Annotated in this window: 19 protein-coding genes; 16 read left to right on the plus strand and 3 right to left on the minus strand. The window is 45.2% G+C overall.

Annotated features, from left to right (window positions below; translation table 11 throughout):
* Positions 1 to 1,329 (plus strand): chromosomal replication initiator protein DnaA, encoded by a 1,329-nt coding sequence (dnaA, locus tag FCL46_RS00005; protein ID WP_136808083.1) that lies wholly within the window; start codon positions 1 to 3, stop codon positions 1,327 to 1,329.
* 109 nt (positions 1,330 to 1,438) lie between these two features.
* Here dnaA and hemG read toward each other — a convergent pair whose 3' ends face one another.
* The gene (hemG, locus tag FCL46_RS00010) at positions 1,439 to 2,839 is read right to left on the minus strand and encodes a protoporphyrinogen oxidase (RefSeq protein ID WP_136808082.1); all 1,401 of its coding nucleotides are present in this window, start codon (positions 2,837 to 2,839) and stop codon (positions 1,439 to 1,441) included.
* Entirely contained in the window at positions 2,836 to 3,519 is a 684-nt protein-coding gene (locus FCL46_RS00015) for a metallophosphoesterase family protein (RefSeq protein ID WP_136808081.1), read from the minus strand. Before FCL46_RS00015 ends, hemG begins: the two co-directional genes overlap by 4 nt.
* A 308-nt stretch (positions 3,520 to 3,827) precedes the next feature.
* Between FCL46_RS00015 and htpG the strand changes: the two genes are divergently transcribed.
* The 9 genes from htpG (at position 3,828) to FCL46_RS00060 (ending at position 11,567) form a co-directional block, all read left to right on the plus strand.
* Positions 3,828 to 5,705 (plus strand): molecular chaperone HtpG, encoded by a 1,878-nt coding sequence (gene htpG, locus FCL46_RS00020; RefSeq protein WP_136808080.1) that lies wholly within the window; start codon positions 3,828 to 3,830, stop codon positions 5,703 to 5,705.
* A 196-nt stretch (positions 5,706 to 5,901) separates the two neighbouring features.
* The gene (locus FCL46_RS00025) at positions 5,902 to 6,291 is read left to right on the plus strand and encodes a hypothetical protein (protein ID WP_136808079.1); all 390 of its coding nucleotides are present in this window, start codon (positions 5,902 to 5,904) and stop codon (positions 6,289 to 6,291) included.
* Positions 6,288 to 6,935 (plus strand): protein-L-isoaspartate(D-aspartate) O-methyltransferase, encoded by a 648-nt coding sequence (locus tag FCL46_RS00030; protein ID WP_228723302.1) that lies wholly within the window; start codon positions 6,288 to 6,290, stop codon positions 6,933 to 6,935. Before FCL46_RS00025 ends, FCL46_RS00030 begins: the two co-directional genes overlap by 4 nt.
* 404 nt (positions 6,936 to 7,339) lie before the next feature.
* Positions 7,340 to 7,834 carry a hypothetical protein gene (locus FCL46_RS00035; protein ID WP_136808078.1) on the plus strand — a complete coding sequence of 165 codons (495 nt, stop codon included), beginning with the start codon at positions 7,340 to 7,342 and terminating at the stop codon, positions 7,832 to 7,834.
* A 166-nt stretch (positions 7,835 to 8,000) separates the two neighbouring features.
* Positions 8,001 to 8,933, plus strand: a complete 933-nt coding sequence (locus FCL46_RS00040; protein ID WP_136808077.1) for an NADH-quinone oxidoreductase subunit B family protein — start codon at positions 8,001 to 8,003, stop codon at positions 8,931 to 8,933.
* Positions 8,933 to 10,348, plus strand: coding sequence for a Ni/Fe hydrogenase subunit alpha (locus FCL46_RS00045; protein ID WP_136808076.1), 1,416 nt, complete (start codon positions 8,933 to 8,935; stop codon positions 10,346 to 10,348). The genes FCL46_RS00040 and FCL46_RS00045 overlap by 1 nt, the downstream gene beginning before the upstream one ends.
* Positions 10,349 to 10,351: 3 nt before the next feature.
* Positions 10,352 to 10,603: a 4Fe-4S dicluster domain-containing protein gene (locus tag FCL46_RS00050; protein ID WP_136808075.1), complete on the plus strand. Its 252-nt coding sequence runs from the start codon at positions 10,352 to 10,354 to the stop codon at positions 10,601 to 10,603.
* Positions 10,600 to 11,070 carry a hypothetical protein gene (locus FCL46_RS00055; protein WP_136808074.1) on the plus strand — a complete coding sequence of 157 codons (471 nt, stop codon included), beginning with the start codon at positions 10,600 to 10,602 and terminating at the stop codon, positions 11,068 to 11,070. Before FCL46_RS00050 ends, FCL46_RS00055 begins: the two co-directional genes overlap by 4 nt.
* A 5-nt stretch (positions 11,071 to 11,075) precedes the next feature.
* A complete protein-coding gene (locus FCL46_RS00060) occupies positions 11,076 to 11,567 on the plus strand; it encodes a hydrogenase maturation protease (RefSeq protein WP_136808073.1) in 492 nt (163 codons plus the stop codon).
* Here FCL46_RS00060 and yaaA read toward each other — a convergent pair.
* Positions 11,551 to 12,321, minus strand: a complete 771-nt coding sequence (yaaA, locus tag FCL46_RS00065; RefSeq protein ID WP_167505903.1) for a peroxide stress protein YaaA — start codon at positions 12,319 to 12,321, stop codon at positions 11,551 to 11,553. The two genes, FCL46_RS00060 and yaaA, sit on opposite strands and share 17 nt — an antisense overlap.
* 132 nt (positions 12,322 to 12,453) lie before the next feature.
* On the opposite strand from yaaA, the gene FCL46_RS00070 reads away from it, so the two are divergent.
* The 6 genes from FCL46_RS00070 to FCL46_RS00095 all read left to right on the plus strand — a co-directional run bounded on the left by FCL46_RS00070 (position 12,454) and on the right by FCL46_RS00095 (position 18,937).
* Positions 12,454 to 12,879 carry a hypothetical protein gene (locus FCL46_RS00070; protein WP_136808071.1) on the plus strand — a complete coding sequence of 142 codons (426 nt, stop codon included), beginning with the start codon at positions 12,454 to 12,456 and terminating at the stop codon, positions 12,877 to 12,879.
* Between the two features lie 509 nt (positions 12,880 to 13,388).
* Complete coding sequence (locus FCL46_RS00075; RefSeq protein ID WP_136808070.1) at positions 13,389 to 14,915, plus strand: hypothetical protein; 1,527 nt, start codon at positions 13,389 to 13,391, stop codon at positions 14,913 to 14,915.
* Between the two features lie 160 nt (positions 14,916 to 15,075).
* Positions 15,076 to 16,131, plus strand: coding sequence for a tRNA 2-selenouridine(34) synthase MnmH (mnmH, locus tag FCL46_RS00080; protein ID WP_136808069.1), 1,056 nt, complete (start codon positions 15,076 to 15,078; stop codon positions 16,129 to 16,131).
* Between the two features lie 235 nt (positions 16,132 to 16,366).
* Positions 16,367 to 17,347 (plus strand): ABC transporter substrate-binding protein, encoded by a 981-nt coding sequence (locus FCL46_RS00085; protein ID WP_136808068.1) that lies wholly within the window; start codon positions 16,367 to 16,369, stop codon positions 17,345 to 17,347.
* Positions 17,348 to 17,365: 18 nt separating this feature from the next.
* A complete protein-coding gene (locus tag FCL46_RS00090; protein WP_136808067.1) occupies positions 17,366 to 18,163 on the plus strand; it encodes an ABC transporter ATP-binding protein in 798 nt (265 codons plus the stop codon).
* A gap of 21 nt (positions 18,164 to 18,184) precedes the next feature.
* Positions 18,185 to 18,937 carry an ABC transporter permease gene (locus FCL46_RS00095; RefSeq protein WP_217909536.1) on the plus strand — a complete coding sequence of 251 codons (753 nt, stop codon included), beginning with the start codon at positions 18,185 to 18,187 and terminating at the stop codon, positions 18,935 to 18,937.
* The last annotated feature ends 3 nt before the right edge of the window (positions 18,938 to 18,940 follow it).

Below are 18,940 nucleotides of genomic sequence, written 5' to 3' on the forward strand. Positions count from 1 at the left end.
ATGCTTTGGGAGAAAACACAAGAAGTGCTAAAGGACACGCTTTCGGGTTCAGTGTATCAGCTCTGGATAGAGCCGCTCAGATGCCTTGAAGTTCGGGATGATTCAATATACCTATTGAGCCCGGACAGATATTTTAGCGCGTATGTAGCCCAAAAGTTTCTGTCGATTATTGAGGCAACTGTAAAGGAAGCCGGATCCGTGCAGCGCAGGGTTGTTATCTGTGAGGATGAGCGTGTCCACACACCAAAGCCGGTCATGCAGCCAAAAGGCCAGCTTCGCCTGCCGACGGTGCCGGAAAATAACTCCAGCGTCAGAGCACTGCACCCGCGATACACATTCGATCAATATATGGTCGGTGATTGTAACATCCTTGCTGAGTCTGCGTGTAAAGCGATATCTGCAGATGATGATTCGTATGGTCCCTGTATCTATATTAACAGCGAAACAGGGCTTGGGAAAAGTCATCTGACTCATGCCATCGCTCATAAGGTTTTTGCAGAGTCACCAATGACCAGGCTCCATTATGTTACAGCACAGCAGTTTGCTGCTGAGATGGTTCGTAACATTCAGAGTAAAACTATGGATACCTTCAAGCAGAAGTATCACGATCACTGTGACATGCTGCTGGTTGAAGATATTCACTCTCTGACCGGAAAGAAGAAAACCCAGGAAGAGCTGAACGAGGTTCTCGACAGCCTGATTAAGTCCGGTAAACGTGTTGTCTTGACTGCCAACCAGGCACCGAGGGAGCTGGTCGGAATTGATAGTGAATTTCGTTCACGTATGTCTTCAGGTCTGGTGACAATGATCAAGGCTCCGGATATCAATACACGGTTACGTATTGTTGAGAGAAAAGCAGGTACTCACCAGCTTGGTCTGGCAGAGGAAGGCGTCAATTACCTTGCTCAGCATATCAGGGGGGATATCAGACAGGTAGAGTCTGCTATTGTAGCCATACGGGCAAAATCACGTCTTATGGGTGGTCATGTCGATATGGATATGATCCGTGAAGCTGTGACGAGCGTCGTCGGGGTCGGCCAGCAACTTACCATCCAGATGATCAGTGATCTGATTGCCAAGCAGTTCAAGGTGAGTGTTGATGATATGAAATCACGCTCAAGAAAGCGACAACTGACTTTCCCGAGGCAGGTGGCTATGTATCTCTGTCGCAAATATACTGACGATTCACTCGCTGAGATCGGAAGGGCATTCAACAGGGATCATTCAACTGTAATGCACTCTATTAAGAAGGTAACCAATCTCTCGGTTCGGGATACTTCAGTAGCTGCGCAGATGGAGCTTTTAACCGGAAAGGTGAAGAGCCTGTAGGTGTATTTCCAAGCTATTTTTGAGTAGCTTGAAACAGATTGTAAAAAGGGCCATATCCGATTGCGGATATGGCCCTTTTTACGTTCTAAAGCACAATGCGTACGGAAAGCTAAAAATACACTTTTTTAACTTCAGCTTCACCGCTTGTACTAGTAGTTGATGCGCCAATGGCCTGAGCCACCCTTGTGGCGCTTTTCATCATGTCGTTTAAGCCGATTCCTTCCCAGCCGAAACCGCATATATGCAAACCGTCAAACTTTTTCACCTGTTCATCTCTCCAGGCAAGTAACTCTGTGTAACCTTGTTCCAGTTGCGGGATACCGCCATCTGAACGTAGCACTGTTGTGTATTCCGGCTGTACGTGAATGTCGAGGATTTCCTGAACATCGGCCAGAGCTTTGGCAACCATTTCATCCTGATCAAGTGCAAGTCTCTCCGGATGACGTCGGCCACCAATGAGGGTTTCAAAAACAACATGTCCCTCAGGCGCCCTTCCCGGAAACATGTTTGAAGAAAACAGCGAGCCCAAAGTGAAACGATTCTCACTTTCAGGGGTAAGGTAGCCAAAACCTGGCGGGAGTGTTACCCCCGGGCCAAATCCAAAGACTACAGTGGAAATCCAGGTCTCAGGAATTCGCGATTGCGGCATATCCGAGCTAATGGATTTCATGAGTTTTAAACTGACATTTGTGGGCGCGGCAAGCACAAGATTAGTGGAGGTAAATGTGCCTTGGACAGTCTGGACGTTCCATCCTGAATCTATCTTTTCAATGTGGGTTGCAGTACAATTAAGGTGGAGGTCGATACCTTCCTGAAGCGGTTCGGTCAATCGTTCGGGCAGTCGTGCCATTCCGTTTGGAAAACTCGTCATAGCAGGCATTGCTATTTTTTCGCTTTTCCCCTGTTTTCTTTTAGCCAGCATCTTGGCTATAACACCGCGAATAACTGAACCATGCTCTTTTTCAAGGGCGCGTACTCCAGGCATAACAGCATCGATGGAGAGCCGGTCGAAATCACCAGCATAGGTGCCGGTAAAAACAGCATCAGCAAATGGCAGCATTGCTTTACCAAAGCGGTGGTTTACCCATTTTGCAACAGTGGGTTCGCCTTCAAGGGGGCTTTGTGTTATTTCGCCCAGTACCCTGAACTTATCTTTAAAAGACATGATCGGGGCCATGGAAATTTTTAGTGGTGTCTGCGGAATACACTGGAGTTTTCCACGCAGGTATACGTAGCGGACAAAATCGATAAGCGGTGCTTTTACCCGCTCTTTGTCGAGTCCGGTTTCGCTGAGAATGTCTTTGCTTTCCTGACAGTTGTCGAGAAAACCATGGGGACCGATCTCTGTAATATAGCCGTTTTCCCGGTGAGTTTTGATAACTCCGCCGGTGGAAGACTCTTTTTCAAGTATGAGGAAGCGGTGTTCCGGATCCTGAAGACGCAACTTATGCGCTACGGTGAGGCCGGAGAGCCCTCCACCGATAATTATAGTGTCAAATTGTTTTGTCATTTCAATGTAGCGTGGAGGGTGGATTTGTTGAATTCTATGTTTACCCAGCCGCCGTATTGCAGCATGCCTGGGTTGAGTATTCTGGTTTTGCCGATCATGTCTTCACCTCTGCCTTCATGGATATGGCCGGTGATGCATAAATCAGGCTGGTAGGTTTCAATAAACTTTCGAACTGCTACCGAACCGACATGGCGACCATTGGTAAGCCTGTCTACAGCTGTGTTGTGCGGTGGTGCATGAGATATCAGAATGATGGGGATTTTACTCAGCTTACCAGGTGAGGATAGAGCTATATAGTCCAATCCCTGCTGATAGCCACTCATGAGTATTTCCGTGATCTCCTGCTCTGAAAACTCGGAAGGCGTGCCAAACGGTGTAATGTTTGAGCCACCTGCACCGATTACACAAACCTGACTCTGGAGCAGTCGTGCCTGTCCGTGTAGATTAAGGTTCAGCTGCTCAAGATAGTCGTTGATTTCAAATTTATCAAGATTGCCGATAATAGCGAGAAGATTAGGATTAATTTCAAGCAGTTCTTCGAGCACTATTTTGGCATCTTTCTTTTTTCCGTAGTTTGTGAGATCACCTGTTGCGATAAGCATATCCGCCGTGCTGATGTCTGGAATTTTACGGCACACCTGCACTGCCATATGAAGATCGCCAAAGGCTATTATTCTCATGAGAAACCTCCCTGATGCGGGAATGAAGGAGAGCGGAAACCGCTCTTGACACGCCGAGTTACATGATTAACATTTTCGCCGACTTTTATAAAAAATGCAATGGTAAGGACTTATCACTGCTCGTTAGTTTCCATTCGAAAACTCGATTTTTTGCCTGAGATCAAGGTGCACTGAAAATTTTGCTGCAGGCATATGTCTGATATCCTGAGGTTAAAGAAAACAGTATGACGCTACGGTCGGGTAAAAGTGCGGGGTTCTTAGACGGGAACTAGTTACTCAACGTGATTAATACAGTACGAGGTAAATGTATGACTGCAAAAACAACTACTCATGAATTTCAGGCTGAAACCAAGAAACTTCTCGATATAGTCATTAACTCTCTCTATACGGAGCGGGATGTGTTCATCAGGGAACTTATCTCAAATGCATCAGATGCTCTAGAGAAGTTCAGGCATGAGAGTCTGACCGTTGATGATGCGTTTGACGCGCATGTTCCTCTTGAGGTGGCCATTGATCTTGACGAGGAAAAACACACCTTCACAATTACCGATACCGGTATAGGAATGAGCAGAAGTGAGCTTGAGCATAATCTCGGCACTATTGCGCATTCCGGTTCCAACACTTTTCTGACAGAGCTCGCTGAAGCAGCTCAGAAAGATGTCAGCTTGATTGGTCAGTTCGGTGTTGGCTTTTATGCTGCATTTATGGCCGGAACTCAGGTACGGGTGCAGAGTCGTTCATGGGATGGTAGTGAAGGGCATGAGTGGACATCAGACGGTTCCGGATCATTTTCTATAACAGAGATGGAAGGACTTCGCAGAGGAACAAAAATAATTGTAGAATTAAAAGATGATGCTCATGACTATGCTAAAAAATGGAAAGTTGAGTCGATCATCAAGCAGTATTCCTCTTTTGTACCGTTTCCAATAAAGCTTGAAGGCGAGACCGTAAATACCGTTCAGGCGATCTGGACCAGAAATCGCTCTGAGATCACTGAGGAAGAATACACTGACTTTTACAAGTTTATTGGTAATGCCGGTGATGAGCCTGTGTACAGACTGCATTTTTCTGCAGATGCACCACTCATGATCAACGCGCTTCTTTTTGCACCTAAAGAAAATTTTGAGGTGCTGGGATTCGGCAAGATGGAGCCTGGTGTAAACCTTTATTGCCAGCGAATCCTTATCGACCAGCATTCAAAAAATATTCTGCCGGAATGGCTTAGATTCTTAAAAGGGGTAGTAGATAGTGAAGATATGCCGCTTAATATCTCACGCCAGTCTCTGCAGGACAACGCACTTGTCAGTAAACTGCGTAAGGTTGTAACCAAGAGATTCCTGAAATATCTCGATGAAGAAGCTAAAAAGGATGAAGGAAAGTATCTCGACTTCTGGAATACCTTTGGAATATTCATTAAAGAAGGTGCCACATCTGATTATGAGTTCCAGAAAGAACTGAGCAAATTGCTTCGTTTTGAATCCTCTAAATCTGAAGCTGGCAAGCCGATATCTCTGGCCGATTATGTTCTACGCATGTCTGCTGATCAGGATACCATTTATTATATTAATGGTCCGAGCAGGGCGGCCATTGAGGCAGGCCCATATGTGGAAATGTTCAAAAAGAAAGACATCGAAATTATTTACACCATGGAGCCGATTGATGATTTTGCACTGAGTCATCTTGGTGAATTTGATGGCAAGAAACTTGTCTCAGCAGACCGTGCCGATCTTGATTTTCCTGATAATGATGCGGACAAGGACAAAGACGATGATAGTGAAGAGGCTAAGCTTGAGTCTGAAGCGGCCGATTCTCTAGTTACCTGGTTGAAGGAAGCGCTCAAGGAGCAGGTTGCGGATGTTATCGTTTCAAAACGATTGGTTGATGCTCCTGCAATGATTGTGAATCCAGACGGTTACATGACATCATCGATGGAACGGGTAATGGCTGCAAGCAGAGCTGAGAAGGGAATGGGATTTGGAGGAGAATCAAAAAAGAATCTTGAAATTAATCCAAAAAATCCGATAATTAAACGTCTTTCAGATCTGCAGAAAAATGATGCTGATTTTGCCAAGGATGTTGCCTTACAGATTTACGACAATGCAATGATTCAGGCAGGTTTAGTCATTGATCCTCTTGTAATGGTTGAACGTAATTATAAAATCCTTGGCAGGGCACTTGGAGAATAACTCTAATATTGCCTATGTAGGGGTACGGTTAAAAGTTGCATGAACGGCGGCGGTCTGCTTATATAGATTGCTGTCAATTTTGCAGCTTTTAACCGCTCGGTTTACCGGCATGACATTTTGTTTGAAAAATGTTGATGGGCAAGCTATAGAGCAGTTGGATAGCGGTTTTTTTCGTGTAATTTAGTGGAGAAATAAAATGCCCTCAAAGTTCCGATGGTTGATTTGTGTTGTATTTGCAGCCTTTCTGTTGACCGGATGCTATAATAAACCCGTACGTCATCTTGCATCTGATGTTGCGCTTTTAAAAATTGGGGAATCCGGGAGTGATGATGTTCTCACGTTTCTTGGTGAACCTGATGAACAGGTTATGCTTGGCAATGGTGTTGAAAAATGGGTTTTTACTGAATATGAAGATTCTGCACTGAAAAACGCACCAGTTGTCGGTAAATATTTTGGAGAGCCCAATTACGGTACAGTCACTGTGATCTTAAAAAACAATGTTGTGGTTGATTGCATATATGGAGCCTGGGAACACGATGAAAAGGCATGGTCTGATGACTTTGACTGGCAAGAGAAACAACCGTGATTGACAGGTACACTACAGCTCGGGAAAGGATGGTTCAGGAGCAGATTATCGCTCGCGGTGTAAGTGATCCGCGGACCCTCTCCGCCATGGCAGAAGTGCCCAGGCATCTGTTTGTAGATGACGCGATGCGTGTACGCGCCTATGGTGATTATCCTCTGCCTATCGCTTCAGGACAGACTATCTCCCAACCCTATATCGTAGCCTATATGACGCAGGCACTCGCACTGAAAGGTGATGAGCGTGTGCTTGAGGTTGGTACCGGGTCTGGTTATCAGGCAGCGGTGTTATCTCGAATCTCTCAGCAGGTGTTCACTGTTGAACGAATCAATACACTCCTCGCTGCTGCCAGAAGGATATTTGACAGTCTCAGGTACTTCAATATAGTTGCAAAGCTCGATGACGGCACGCTTGGCTGGCCTGAGAACGGACCGTATGATGCAATTATTGTAACCGCCGGGGGACCGGAAATTCCGGAACCGCTTATCGAGCAACTCGCTGACCCAGGGCGACTGATCATCCCAGTGGGTGATCAGAATGTTCAGGAATTGCAGTTGCTGACCAAAATTGACGGAGAAATCCGTGTCGAAAATCTTGCCAGTGTCCGCTTTGTTGACCTTATTGGTGAGCACGGCTGGCGAGCCTGATAATTTCTTTCTCACTTCTATCCTGCCCTGATTAATTCTGTGGTAAGTTTCTACGAGTTTTCATCTCCTTTCCGAGTTTTTCACACACTGTCGTAATAACCATCCCGTTTTTCTTCTTCTTATACATGCATCTGCTAACGAATTTGTGTAGTTGAGCAGAGGGCCTTTTTGGTGTCATCGTGGCGTGAACCTGGTTTCTTAGGTATGCGATTGTCTAATTTTATCTTGTATTTGCACGATATAGAAGGTATTTTGCTGTATTTTCCGAACAAGTGGAGATGCTATAAATATTATACTTTACAGCTATTTGGATAACAGAATTGTCCTGCTGTATTGAAGTTGTGTTAAACGAAACAGAAATTTCTACGAATAGAAAAAACATGTGAGATAACAGGGAGAGAGAGGTGGAGGAGGTAATAAAAAGCAGGCGTACACTACAGGAAACCATGAATTTTATGGCCGCTTTATCTGCAGGTATTGAGCCGATTCTTGGACGCGGTGCAAACAGTATGACAATGTCTGCCGGGAGGAATCTGGGGAGGAAGTTTTCGGCTGAAGCAACCCCCACTACTGATCTGCTGGAGGCAATTAATCAGGTGAGAGAAATTCTGGTCTCAAACAGTTGCCTCTGGGAATTCGAGACGTTTAAGCCGAAGGGGCAGGCTGAGCTTATCACTCGAAATGATCAGGGCGAATTACAGATTCTTCTTGTCTTTCGTGACTGTATGATCCGTCAGGCTCTTTTTCGATTCGGACATCCTCAGCAAGGCTCGTTGTGTAACATGATGTACGGCTTTTTTGCCGGCGCACTGGAAACCATCATGGGAAAGAAAACGACATTGGAGATCAGGCACGCAGGTGAAAATGCCTGCCTTAAGCTGTTGACGGTGCAAGCATAGGCGGCTTTCCGGCAATAGGAATTTTGGCCAAAATCGAGACATTTTTAAAAAATAAGCACAGCCATATGTATGATATTGCGAGCATTGTTTTTTCGAAATTCCAAAGATTTTGGGCAAAAGGATATTGTCAGACAGCCTCCTGGTTGAAGAACTTGAAAGGAGAGTCATGAGTAGCGATAAAGTACGCCTGAATACGGAATGGTTATGTGACTGTGGTGGATGTCATGTTGCCCTTGTAGATCTTCACGAGAAGATATTAAACGTTCTCGAATCCGTGGAGATATTAAAGTGTCCGGTTTTGACAGACGAAAAGTCATACCCTGAAGCTGAAATCGGCATCCTGACCGGATCAATCAGGACTGAGCATGATCGTCATGCGGCGATGGAAATGCGAAAGCATTGCAAGACTATAATAGCCTTTGGTACCTGTGCGGTGTATGGCGGACTGCATGGAGCAGGTCTGGCTCATTCCCGCGAGGAAATTATCAATCATGTCTATAGAGATAATCCTACGACTATCACCGATTTTGCTCCGCAGGATGAAATTGACGGTCTCGAAAAACTGGTAATACCTGTTGATGAGGTTATTGATGTCGACCTCTATATGCCCGGTTGCCCGCCACACGCACACTTTATATTTGAAGCTTTGAGTGCTCTTGTTAACGGAAAAGAACCGCGGGTAAAGCATGAGAGTGTCTGCGGTGGTTGCGATCGTACAATGAAGAAAACGGATGTGTCTGAAATCAAGGGCAGTAATGAGGGGATTCCTGATGATGATATCTGTTTTCTGAGTCAGGGGTATATCTGTCTCGGTTCTGTGACTCTGGACAGATGTTTGTCTCCCTGCCCTAATCACGGAATTATGTGTACAGGTTGTGCTGGACCTATCATGCAGATTCTATCTGAACCAACGCGGGATCTGAGAACTGAGGTGAGTGAAAGGATGTCTCGAATAACTGCCATACCTGCGGCTACTATCGTGGAGAGTATGGAGAAATCGGCGAAAACTCACTATGCCTATGCAATGGCAACAAAGATGATTGGCAATAAACCCACTTTTCTTATCAAAAAGTGGATCGCAGATGTGGAGGCGATGTAATGGCTAAGACAGTTAAGATAGACCCGGTAACACGTATTGAAGGCCACGCCCGTATTCTGCTTGAGTGTGATGATAATGGCAAGGTTGATGAGGCATTTTTCTGTGTGAATGAACTTCGTGGCTTTGAGCGTATCCTTGTAGGTATGGAGGCGTCGACTTTGCCTCAGGTTACTGCCAGAATATGCGGAGTTTGTCCTACTGCCCATCATCTTGCCGCTGCAAAAGCTCTTGATAATGCTGCTGGTGTTGAGATTCCTGAGGCCGCTAAACTTTTGAGAGAATTTATGTATATGGGACATGTTATCCATTCCCATGCTCTTTCACTTTTTGTCCTGGCTGGTCCCGATCTGGTGTTCGGGTTGGGGGGAGAGGCATCGAAACAAAATATCATCGGCATGGTTGAGGCTGAACCAGATCTTGCAAAGAAAGGACTGCGTCTCAGAAGTCTTGGCCAGAAGATCAATGAGGCTATTGGCGGGAGAGGAATTCACCCTGTTACAGCCGTTGCAGGAGGCATATCGTTTAAGCTGAACGATGGTCAGTTCAGTCGACTCCAGGAGTTGACGGCTGAAGCAGTAGCACTTTCAAGTGAACTTGCCGGGCGTGTAAAAACGCTGTTGTTGAAATTTCTTGATAATAATCCTCTGCTGCTTGCGCACCTTAATCTGCCGACCTGGTACATGGGGACTGTTAAAGACGGAAAACTGAACTTTTATGATGGTGATCTTCGGGTAATTGATGAAAGTGGAAAAATCAGGTCGGAATTTCAGGCGACCGATTATACCGATTACATTGTTGAGCGGGCGGTGGAAAGATCATACGCCAAGGAAGTGTTTCTGAACATTGGCGGAGCAGAACAGCTATACAGGGTGTCAACACTCGCCAGGCTCAACGTTGCTGACGGCATGGAGACACCGCTTGCCCAGGCTGAGTTTGAGGAGTTTCGAAACAATTTTGGAAAGCCATGTCATAACGCCGTTCTGCAGATGTACGCCAAGCTTATCGAGCTTATTTATGCTACGGAAAAAGCCAATGTACTCATTAACGATCCTGCTCTTCGCGGTGATACCCGTGTTGCTGCTGATTTCAAGGGAGGTCATGGTATTGGGCATGTTGAAGCTCCACGAGGCACATTGATCCATGAGTATGAGATAGACGAAAAAGGCATAGTCCGATCGGCAAATATGATAATTGCCACCCAGCAGAACACTGCAGCGATTAATAAGTCATTAAAGGAAGGGGCAAACTCGTTGTTTGACAGCGCTGATGACGAAGCGGTGCTTAACAGTCTTGAATTTGTGGTGCGATGTTATGACCCCTGTCTGGCCTGTTCTACCCATGCAATAGGACAAATGGAACTTGATGTGGAAGTTCGAAATAGCGGCGGGTTGATTCGCAGAATCCGGAGGAATTAAACAATGCTCGAAATGACAATTCGTGAAAAGGGGTGCCGCGGTTGCCGGCTGTGTCTTGATGTCTGCCCGACAGACTGCTTTGTATTTGACGAAGATTCTCAGAAGGCAGTGGTTGAAACTGTGGAAAACTGTATTGCCTGTCTGAGTTGCACGTATATCTGTCCATCTCAGGCGATCAGTCACAACAATATTCATGTTGTGAAGAATTTTTACCGTAATATTGAATTCAGCCAGCGGATGGAGAAATTTTTATGATTGATACAAACGAGCTGACGCTAACCCCTGAAGATTACGATAAGGCATTTACCGAGGTGTCCTTTCTTCTCGATATGTTTGTTGAGACAATTGTAACCTTTGTGGGGAAATCAACGCCTTCTCTTGCTGTGGCAGCGGGACGTAAGATGGCAAATAATATGCCTATTCACCTGACCGATTCTTCTACAGCTGATGCCTTGAACGAATTTATCCGGGTGTTTCGTATTCAGCAGATGGAGATAGATGCACATCTTGAAGGTAAAGAGGCTGTAATTACCATTAATCATTGTCCTATTCGTAGTGTCTGTCTCAAAAGAGGTATGGAGATGGATGGACAGGCATGCCAGATGTTTCATTACTATATTGCAGGAATTCTGGCAGAGTTGACAGGTAGCCCGGCCCGGCCGAAAACTGTTGAAACCGGCGAGCAATGTACATTTAACATGATGTTCAGTATGGTGCGTTAGCGGCTATGGCGGATTCAATTATCATCTGTATAGGTAATGCTCTGGCCGCAGACGACGGGGCTGGATGGAGAGTTTACCAGGAACTCAGTCTGGGAGAATTATCCGAAAAAAGCATAGATCTCAGGTTTCTTGGTCTTGGCGGGATAGATCTGCTTGAGGAGTTGGGTGGCGAAAAACAGCTCATTGTTGTCGATGCAGTTCAGTTTGGAGCTAATCCGGGAACAGTCCATTGTCTGAACTGGGATCAGCTTCCTGAGATGACGTTAAGGCCTGTAAGCGGACACGGTATAGGAGTTCGTGAGGCGATAGAAGTGGGAAGAAGATTATATCCGCAAAGAGTCCCTGAAAATATTTTCCTGGTGGGTATAGAAGGAAAATGTTTTGACCAGCTGGGAGAGGGACTGACACCTTTGGTGGAGGCTGCAGTCCCGGTAGCTGTTGCAGAAGTCGTACGGCTAGTTAACGATATAGAGGATGTTCCTACTCATTGTTCCTAATGAAAATCCACTCATTTTCTGTTGATAGCTTTTCACTAAAGCTATAGCCGCCGGTCGTAAAATCACGGAGTTCCATGGCACGGGTTAGCCCGGTTGTTATCACATAGTGAATCATCATTCCCCGTGCTCTCTTTGAATGAATGGGGATAGTTTTATAACTATCCCCTTTTTTCTCTTTGAAGGTGATGGTAAGAAAACTCGGGATCAGGATTTGGGGTCGGATTGCTTTAGAATATTCTGCAGATGCGAGGTTGACGATTGTCTGATCGGCTAACTGACTGCAGTCCAGGTTGAGTTGCTCAGTAATTGTATTTCCCCAGAATTCATAAAGGTTTTTCCATTCTCTGGTTGCCAGTCGAGCCCCCATTTCCAGTCGGTACGGAAACATACGGTCAAGTGGTCGTAGAATCCCATAAAGTCCTGAAAGTATGCGAACATGGCGTTGCGCATGATATAATTCGGTTTCGCTGTAATGATCAGGAGTCAGGTGAGAATATGCATCTCCCTGAAATGTGAAAATTGCCTGACTGCTATTGGTCTCTGTGAGAGGCGGTCTGAATTCTAGAATCCTGTTTCTGGTACTTTCCCCAAGCTTTTCACTCATTTTCATAAGGGTACAGAGTTCTTCAACTGAGTACTCGTTGAGGAGTGTGTTTAATTGGTCCGCCTCGTTAATAAAGACAGGAAGCGTATATGTGGAAAACTTTCTGTCAATTGGTTGCTGTGTTTTAGATGGTGCGGTAATAAGCAGCATAGGGTGATCCTGGTCCATATGAAAAAAGCGATTGTAGAAAAATGTTTGCCGTCAGAACAATTTATACTATTTTGATCCCGTAATCAATTATGGGTATTTGCAAACTTTTGCGTTGAGTGCAAGGAGACCACTATGACAGAGAAGGCTGAAGTAATCCGTGATATTGAAGAATTTGTAAGCCAATGGCAACAGGGCGATGAAGCAATGAAAAGGTGTTTTTGCGAACTGTTTTCGACTGTTCGAGATATTGAAGGCGTATCTTTAAGCTTTATGGCGCGACCCGGGGTGAGTTTTTCGATACGGCCAAAACATGTCAATCAGAAAGACAGAGACCTCTTCGCTATTATTGATGTGATTGATGATGAGCCTGAAGAACGCTGGTTGTCTGTATGTTTTTATGGTGACATGATAACTGATGCTGAGGAGCGGGGTGAGGTTATTCCTGGCGGGCTTGCCGGAAGCGATGGGTATTGTTTTGATATTGACAGCCCGGATAATTCGACTATCGAATATGTGAAATTGCGAATCCTTGAGGCATGTAAAAACGCCTCTCTCTAAAAATAATGCCGGTCAACATTTAATGATACCTATTCAGAATATTGGTGTTGTTGGCTGGCAATATCACAGTGTTTTTCAGACGCTGTTGTTTATAGCATTCAGCGCAGCCTGATCTAAACTGCTTCAACTTCAATTAAAAAAAGTTACATATCCCCTGCTGTGTATACTAGATATTCTTATCTGATGAAGATAGTTGCGCTTAAGTTTCTTTCAGCGACTTCTTTTATTTGCCTGACATGCAATACGTGTAAATAGTGCTTCACCTCACCTGCTGCATCAGTTATACTGGATTGAGTATTTAGCTCAAGGCCTACAAAATACATGGTATATCGAAAATATTGTTCATTTCCACCCTATTGTAGAAAACTCAGATAGATAGCTCTACATAGGCCTTACCATGTCTCTTGAGATACGATGATTCATCAAATCGCAGGAATGAATTGTTGCCGCTCTGACAAACTGCAGGTGATGGAAATTGCCGTCTGCTCTATTGAAAAGGGAGTTCATCGATGCGCATCTTTACACGAATCGTAAAATCCGTGATAGTTTCCAGTGAAATATTGACAGCATATATACTGAGGGTTGGGCTTATTGCAGTGTTTCTAGCAGGTATATCTTTGACCGGATGGCAGGAGAAGTTTTTAGGAACATCTGAAATATTTGCTGCAGATGCCGGAGGTGGGGTGGACAGTTCAGGAAGTGACCCTGATGCTGGAGGAAACACAGGTGATCCAGCTGATAATGATCCAGCAGATGATGATCCAGCAGATGATGATCCAGCAGATGATGATCCGGCAGATGATGACCCAGCAGATGATGATCCTGCCGACGATCCGGTGGATGAAGAACCCGAGGATGACGACGTAGCAGATGAAGATGACCCCGGCGAAGATAGGGATGAGGATGCTGATAACGAAGATATCGCAGATGATGGTGATGATGACGATGACAGTGAATCTGAGGAAGCGTTAGCAAAAATTGAAGAACGTATGAAGAAACATCATGTTGAACTCGATGGCTTGTGTTCTTTACAGGATGCCGGTAAAGGACTTCGTCGATTTGGATATATTGATCAGTTTGTCAAAACACGACCAATCATTACATCTGACAACGTATGGAGTGTTGCGGCATCACCTGTTTCGCGACAAAGCATGACTGAAAAAATCGAAGAACTCTTACCCCCTATGCAAAATCTTGTTAATGCCAGCAGGCCGCGTTACGAAAAAGGTGACACATACGTCTATTCTGACGGAACCTGGGAACAGGTTCGGGCTGCAAATCAGGAGAGAGTGGAGTGGGTGAATTATTGTGGCAACCCTTCTGTGGGAAGTCCCGATTTTACCTACAAGCGATCACAGTGGCGGACAACAAACAGAATGGGCACCAGAACTTTCCAGCAGACTTCATATATCTGGGATAAGCCCACAGACACCCTCTGGCCGCTGGCGAAAAAAAATAAGACTCGATATGATGAGGAAGGACGATGGGTTAGCCGGGATGGTATTGAACGAAAATATGATTCATTCTGGCGCTGTGACGTAGATGGTGAAGAACGTGTAACCGTTGCCGCCGGATCGTTTGACACCTGGAGAATCCGTTGCGCGAGGTATCCTGACAGTTTCTCCTATCCTAAATCCCGAGCACGGGAATACAGAACATGGTATTATGCCCCCTCTGTTGAGCACTGGGTGCTGATGGAAAGGGATAACAGGGGCTATAGACCGGATGTACGCAAAGAACTGGTAGCAATTCTCCCTAATTTACAGGGATTATCCGGTAATCCTCAGGATATCGTTCAGGTGCAGCAGCAGTTCCAGGAGGTGCTTGAAAGTAATGAGAATAACCAGAAAGATTTGTGGATGGCTGCAGCGGGTAACGTTGCTGTAACTATTGAACCTCATGAGACATTCGTAAATGATGATGGAGTCTATTGCAGGCAATATAGACAGGAAGTGCAATTGCCGGGAATGTCCCGAACATACGCTGGAGTAGGTTGTCGTACTCCCGACGGGACGTGGTATATTCCACGTCGATAATTTAATACAGAGGTAATTACGCTTTTCACTCTTGCACTGCAATGCAATCACGGTGGTCTTACACAACTATAGGCGTATGCAAAAGGTACGACCATATTGTGATAATCTACGACCATAAAGGTTTTGCCGACTGCATTTTGAGAATGTGTTTGTAACAGATATGAAAAAAAACGTTGCGAAGTTGTCGCAGACTGCTGTCCTGAAAGCTGTTCCGGTCACCCTCACTTTCGAACAGGTCCTTACTGACGAATATTGCATTATAGATGTTCGCTCCCCTCAAGAGTTTCTTGATGGTTCCCTGCCCGAGGCCATCAATATTCCTATCTTTGATAACGAAGAGAGAAAGCTGGTCGGTACTGTCTATAAATATGGCGGGCCAGAGAAGGCGGTTGATACCGGTTTTGATCTGGTTGAATCCCGTATGGCCAAATTTCTTGAAGGTTTTGAACAGTACAGAGGAAAGAACATTGCAATATTCTGTGCCAGAGGCGGAATGCGATCACGTTCAGTTGTGAATCTTCTCAAGCATCACGGATATACCGTATGGCAAATTGAGGGTGGTTATAAGAAGTATAGAAACCTCCTCCTGGGGGTCTTTGAAAACTTCAGCCCTAAGTGTATTGTTCTGCATGGCCATACAGGAACCGGAAAGACCAGGATCTTACAACACTTGAGCAATATGATAGATCTTGAGGGTATAGCCCAGCATCAAAGTTCTCTTTTTGGCGGATTGAACAGGCAACCACGAACTCAGAAAAACTTTGACAGCCATTTTCATCAGGTGATCTGCAGGCTCGGGGCTGAACCATATTTTATTGAGGGTGAGAGTCGAAAGCTTGGAGGGATCTATTTGCCTCCGGGATTGGCATCTGCGATGAAGTGTGGACATCTTGTTCTGGTGACGGCCTCTATTGAAACGCGTGTATCGAGGATAGTTGAGGATTATCCGATAAAGGATGATGAGACAGTACAAAAGGTTGAGCGAATCCTCAAATCCCTTCGTGGAAAACTAGGACAGGCCGTAACAGATAAACTATGCATGTTATTCAAAGAGAATAAACTGCATGAGCTGGTCCATATTCTGCTGGTTGAGTATTATGACAAGCGATATGCTAACAGCATGAAAAACTACACGTATCACCTTGAAGTCTCTTCAGAGGACATTCCAAAGGTCGCAGAGACCTTAACTGAGTTTCGTGATGCTCTTTTGCCATAACTTCCTTTCTCTCAACGTGCGAATTGTATGAGTGTGAGTTGAGTTCTTCATCTCGTTACCGGTATAACTGAAAGTCGGGATTTTCTGTTTTTCTTCCAGGCAATTATAAAGAACATAGAGACCGGAATAATTGAATTTGTATATATTACGGTATCTATGCTATACCTGTGAGTCTGTCATTTATGAAGATGTAACCTGTTTGATCTCAATTAATTAAATATACTGGGGGTTTGATATGAAAAAAAATATATGGGCGCTTGCAAGACGATCTGCAGTGTTTGGTATACTGTCGGTAATGACCTGCCTGATTGTAAGTTCCGCTGTGGCTGAGGAAAAGCAGACTGATACGGAAATTCGCCTGGCTCTTTTACCGATACCTGATGTTTTGCCAGTGTATGTTGCTGAAGAAAAGGGGTATTTTGAAGATGCTGGTATAGTAGTTGAGCCGCTGACCGTTGGTAGTGCTGTTGAGCGTGATCAGCTGATGCAGGCCGGAAGAATCGACGGAATGATTAATGAGGTTGGTGGTGCCGCACTGTTTAACCGTGAGAGTGTGCAAATGCAGATAGTCTCATATGCTCGAACTCCTCTCGGAGATGCACCACTTTTTAGGGTGTTGGTTGCACCCGGGACTGATTTTAACGATGTAAAAGCACTGTCTGGTATTCCTGTAGCTGTATCGAAGAATACCGTCATTGAATATATTACTGAGCGATTGTTGCAGGCAGGAGGTGTCGAGGATGAAAATATTTCGTTTAAATCCGTGCCTGTACTGCCGGAGAGACTGCAACTACTGCTCGCAGGTCAGATCAAGGCGGCCACATTACCTGACCCGTTAGGTTTTGCGGCACTTCAAGCAGGAGCAATCGAGGTGACAAATGATCTGAGTGCTTCTCATCTCAGTGCCAGTGTTGTGAGTTTCAGCAAAAAATCTCTTATCGAAAAAGAAGAGGCTGTGAGAAAATTTATGGCTGCCTGGAACAGGGCGGTTAAAGATCTTAACAGTAACCCTGAAGAGTATCGTGAATTGATGCTTGAAAAAATCAGAGTTCCCAAAAATGTTCAACTGTCATTTAAGATACCTCAATTTCCTGAAGCTGCAGTTCCCACAGAAGCACAATGGGATGATGTACAGACCTGGCTTATCAAGAAGGAGTTGCTGAAGCAAAAGGTCTCATATACCGACTCTGTAACAACTGAATTCTTAGCACACTAAGTTCAGAGACGTGCTGCTATGATTATTGTCGACACTATCACTTATGGTTATGAAAGCGGTTCAACCCTGTTTTCCGGATTTTCGTTGGAAATTGCAGGCGGAGAGGCGTGGACCATCATCGGTCCATCAGGTTGTGGTAAAACAACTTTGCTGTCGTTGATAGCCGGAATGCTGAAGCCAACCACTGGAACAGTTCGGATTTCCGGTGAAGAGATTAAACGTGCACGACCGCGAACAGGACTGGTGCTTCAGGACCATGGCCTGCTGCCATGGGCGACTGTACGGGAGAATACTGAGTTGGGGCTGACAATCCGTAAGTATTATGGCCCGGACGGCGTACATAGTCCTTTAGATATGGAAACAGATACGGAACGCCTTTCAGAACGTGTGGATTATTGGCTGGATTGGTTGGGCATACACGAATTTCAGCATAAATATCCGGTAGAGTTGTCACGGGGGCAGAGACAGCGAGCCGCCATTGCGCGTACGTTGGTTCTGGAACCTGACCTGCTACTGATGGATGAGCCGTTCTCAGCGCTTGATGCACCTATCCGGGAAGAATTACAAAAGGTTATGAATTCATTTCATGCCGAATCCGGGCTTACTTCAGTAACAGTCACCCACGATATTGAAGAGGCTGTAGTTTTGGGAGAAAAAATTCTGGTTCTGAGTAATGGGCAAAATAGTGTTCCGGTCATTGTAGACAATCATTTATCCGGGCGGATAGACAAAAGAAATGATCCTGAGTTTCTCGATAGATGCAGCCATTTGCGAAACACCATCGCTGCACATACCATCCCTACTGCGCTTGCTTGAGATGCTATTCAATAGAATGATATGAAGAAGCGAGTTACAATATTTAGCACGATAGTCGGTGTTGCTATGTTTTTTGGCCTCTGGCAGTTGGCAGCCATGCTGATAGATCGGCCGATTCTGCCTTCACCGTTTATCGTTGTACCACTATTTCTACAATCATTTTATGGCGATCTGGGTCTACACTTTCTGGCAAGTGCAGGCAGGGTCCTGGCGGCAATCTGCATGGCCACTGCTTTCGCTGCTCCTCTCGGACTGGCACTGGGGCAAATGCCGAAGCTTGATCGGGTTGTAGGACCACTTATTGCGATCATCTATCCGATCCCGAAGATTATCTTTCTGCCGGTTATTTATGTATTGATGGGAATCACGGATTTTTCAAAGATAACGCTGATCGCTATCATTATCTTTTTTCAGATTCTGGTTGTAGTGAGGGATGAGGCTTCATGTCTTAAAAAAGAACTGATCCTTTCAGTTAAATCATTAGGGGCTGGAAGAAGAGCCCTTTTCAGATATGTATATGTGCCAGCCACTCTGCCAGCTGTCCTGACTGCACTGCGTGTGTCAGTAGGTACAGCGGTTGCTGTTTTGTTTATAGCTGAGCAATCGCTGACGAATTATGGCCTTGGCTATTATATAGTCATCGAAACCTACCAGGTTCTCATGTATCCGGAGATGTATACAGGAATTCTGGGAATGGGGCTGCTTGGGGTCTTGCTATATTTTCTAATTTATTCAATTGAGCTTAAAATAAGCAAGCATCTGTATGTCGGGTAGTGT

Source organism: Desulfosediminicola flagellatus (genome assembly GCF_005116655.2).
GTDB lineage: Bacteria > Desulfobacterota > Desulfobulbia > Desulfobulbales > Desulfocapsaceae > Desulfopila > Desulfopila flagellata.